The sequence below is a fragment of the Sulfuricurvum sp. genome, from assembly GCF_028688295.1.
Classification (GTDB): Bacteria; Campylobacterota; Campylobacteria; order Campylobacterales; family Sulfurimonadaceae; genus Sulfuricurvum.
The window spans coordinates 1-3,578 of sequence record NZ_JAQTYM010000123.1; the positions used below are offsets into that span (position 1 = coordinate 1).

General features: G+C 46.8%; 3 protein-coding genes. 1 reads left to right on the top strand and 2 read right to left on the bottom strand.

Features of this window, described 5'->3' with window-relative positions; all coding sequences use genetic code 11:
* A partial coding sequence (locus PHR02_RS13370) for a hypothetical protein (RefSeq protein ID WP_299992778.1) occupies nucleotides 1-1,138 on the bottom strand: 1,138 nt, incomplete at its 3' end.
* Nucleotides 1,135-2,592: a hypothetical protein gene (locus tag PHR02_RS13375; RefSeq protein ID WP_299992780.1), complete on the bottom strand. Its 1,458-nt coding sequence runs from the start codon at nucleotides 2,590-2,592 to the stop codon at nucleotides 1,135-1,137. The genes PHR02_RS13370 and PHR02_RS13375, both read right to left, overlap by 4 nt.
* Before the next feature lie 507 nt (nucleotides 2,593-3,099).
* Here PHR02_RS13375 and PHR02_RS13380 point away from each other — a divergent pair.
* Nucleotides 3,100-3,522, top strand: a complete 423-nt coding sequence (locus PHR02_RS13380; protein ID WP_299992781.1) for a helix-turn-helix transcriptional regulator — start codon at nucleotides 3,100-3,102, stop codon at nucleotides 3,520-3,522.
* The last annotated feature ends 56 nt before the right edge of the window (nucleotides 3,523-3,578 follow it).

The window sequence follows — 3,578 nt, forward strand, 5'->3', positions numbered from 1 at the left end:
CTAAGAACGCTTTAAAGTCTTTGGTGAAAATGGATTGAATTTCAAAAGATTGAACTAGTCCTCTTGCGCGCCATTTTATTGTGCGAAATCCCTGTCGATCCATTTCAAGGGAGTAGTCCCCTTCCCACCATAATTGGGATGCTTGAGTGAGATTGACTCCTGTGTGCGCGAGGAATAGTTGGAAGAATGCGTCGTGCGCAATTTTTGCCATGCGACGTCTGTGATGGCTGTTCCTGTTTGCGTTGGCTTGTTTTAAGTTTTTTTCTTCTTTTTTAAGTTTGTTTTTTAATGCACTGAAGAGCGTGTCTAAAGTATCTCCGTCCAGGTGAATAGGCGTTTCGGGAAAGTAATACGAGAAAAGTTCATCGCCGGTTTGTTTTTTAGAGGGAGTGTACGCAAGCCATTTGCTTTTTGGACGTATCCACATGGTGTGGTTGTCGACGGCGAGGTGCTTGGGGGGATGAAGTGCGAAAGGGTATGGGTGGTTGTTGATAACAAAATTACTAAGTCCATCGAATAATGTTTTGCATAGGCTGAGAAATCTTGCTTGCGAAGCTTCTTCGACTGGTTCTGTTGTATTTGTTTCGCTAATTTTTTTTCTGGGAATATTGACTCCTTCGTGTAGGTTTTCTATATTTAGATGTTGATTAAGAATAGATAGCAAAGATCGGATTTGCGCTGATGCTGTGGTCGAATTTATTTCGCCCTTCGATATTCTGCGAAGAACAAAAAGATTGTATTCCCTAAAAACAGGCCTGGCTGATGCTTCGGAATAAAACGATTTGTGATGCCCGTGCTCGTCTATCCAGTTGATGAATGGGATTAGTCCTGCTTGGATTTGATAATGCGCTTTTGAAGTACTGGTCTCGCTGAATTGAATTGATTTAGATGTGTCGAGGATTAGCTTCTGAATATGATGGGCTCTCTCTTCGCAATATGAATTCAAGTCGACAGGTCTCGTTATGTAGCGTTTGCATCGATTGAATTTGTTGTCGCGAGTTAGGTAGCATAGGGCGCCTATGTCAAGGGTGCCTTTCTGGCCAAAATCCAGAATGATATTCTCGGGGGAATTGATCAAGGATTCGTGGTCTATAGGTAGTTTAATGACCGTCGCTGACCGTTTAATCATGGCGTTCATTTGAGATTTTGCATGGCCCGGTCACAAAGCCCTTTTAGGTGGATTTCGTGTTCTTCAATCACTGCCCGAACAAATTTGAGGCTCTTTCGGTAGTCAAGGTAAAGATCGGTCGTGGCCGCGCTTTTGTGGCCCATTCGCGTCTTTACGAATTCACGCACAGCCCCTAAGGTCATTTCCCCCTTTTCAACCTTGATTAGGTAGAAGTCAGTCAAGTTCATACCAAAAGTGGCTCGCGTATCATGAAATCGGAAACTGAACTTGTTCATGCCGTGCTTTAACTGAATGTGAGGGCGAATGATGGTGCGAATGAATGTGCCAATCGCACCGCCATCAAGATCGTATCGTTTAGTGCTATTCGGGTTAAAGGCTTGACGCTCTTCGTGGTCGGCATAGTAAGGGCGGCCGTGTTTGGTGAGGAATAGGTATTGATTCTCATCGCTTTGACTTGATTTCGCTCTTCGACGCTCAGCCCGTTCGCTCTTTGAATACACATACAGCGATTGGTAGAGCCATACGGGTATGTGCAACACCATTCGCTTTCCGCCCTTTGAGTCGATACCCGTTCCAGGGCCAATGGATAGACGGACATGACTCGTCTGTTCATCCTCAACCTGTATCTGCACATGCCGTGCCTTCATGGTGCAGATGGTTTGCATGCGTGCTCCGGTAAGTAATCCGATCAGATGAATCAATGTCATTTCCGGGTTTGCTGCGGCGACTAGAGCATCTATCAACCATTCTTGTTCATTGATTGGAAGCGGCCGTAGTAAGCCTCCATCGAGGATGTGCTCACTGTATGGATCATGTTGATTCGGGACGTGTACAGCCAAGTCAGTGGATTTAACCGTTTTGCTGACACTGAACCCGTGTTGATCCTTGGATGTGATGAAAATGTCTTTATCTATCCAAGGAGGATGGTCTGGTTTCCACAGCTGCTCTCTAATTAGCCAGCGATAGAAACTGACTACTGTGCCCATTCTTCTATTCACAGTTTTTGGACTCACTTCTCCAGCACGTAAGGCAAAGTTCAAATTCCCGCGATAGCGATAGGTTGGGCGTAGTAGTTTGGACGCGCTAAAACGGAGCCAATCAATGTTTTCGGACTCTAGAAACCTCCGGAAATCCGCCAAGTCCAACGCACGCGCGTCAAAAGTCCTCATGTCCGGCGCTGGACTGTTTTCCAAGGATTTGAGGATGAACAAGTTAGCTTCGGGCCATGGTGAGCCGTCGGCAGAGAGCACCAGGGGAAACAAGTTGAAGCGGAATGGGGACCATGCGGGCCTTCCGTCGGAACGTTTGCCATTTTGTGCGACATAGAGTTGCCGAACTGGATAGCTGTGGCCGTTAACGTTTATTATGGAAGCTCCCGGATCGTCTTCGCTACAGACTTGGGTAATCACGAGAGTGGGTAAGACTTGTTTTCGCGCAAGTTTGGGTTTGCGTGAGGTCATCATCTTGTCTCTAAATGACAGTTACTCTGCGTTTCAGCCGTTGCTTTTTCCCCTCGCTTGAGGAATGACGTTCTGCGTATTTATTTAACGGAAGATTAGCTATTCGGGCTTTGAGTCAGAGTAATTGAAGTGAGTCAGGAACATGTGCTGGATAGAGATAGACACAGTTGCCTAATCGTTGTTGATGGGCGGGTCGAGCTAATACGCCGATTGTCTGAACATTGGTTTCAACGGCAAAGGGTCGGATTCGTAGGGTTCTGGTGAATATCTACGATCTCTCTATGCAGATCAGAGTCGGTCGAAAGTGTGATTCACTGTATTCGATGAGGGCCAGGAGACCGTTCAGTTTTGAAGTGAGTCCATTGATTTGAATCGTCAAATGCATCACTCTTGATAGCATCATTCAGAGTCAAAGCGGAGAGTGGTGTTGAAGCTACGTTCGTAAAATGCTGATCATGAAACTGGTTGAAATGCTAACAAATGACGTATACCGAGTCAAGGAAAACTGTTTTGTCTTCACAAGATTCGAGCTCTCGCGCTCAAGGTTTCGGTTCGCGTCTCAAGCAGGAGCGCACGCGAACTGGGCTGACTCAGGCGGAGTTTGCTAAGGTTGCAGGTGTCTCCCGTGCATCTCAGGCTAATTACGAGCAAGAGCTGCGTGTGCCAGATCTGCAGTATCTGGCTGCCATATTCGAGAGGGTGGATGTCGACTACATCATTGCTGGTGATGGGGCGATTTCTCGGGATATGAGGGGTGTCAACGTTGAATCAATTCGGCCGATTTTGGTGTTCTTGGATAGCTTGGCAGACGAGAGCGGCCGCGATTTTTCTGTCGACGCCCGAGCAAAGTTATGGGCATTTTTCTTGCAGCAGATCATTACGACAGGAAAGATCGATGCCGCGTTAATGAACCGCACGGTGCAGTTGCTGTAGTTGAAAAGAGAAACTCAGTTTTAGGCGGGATTGCGCGTTGCGGTTAGCTGTATCCC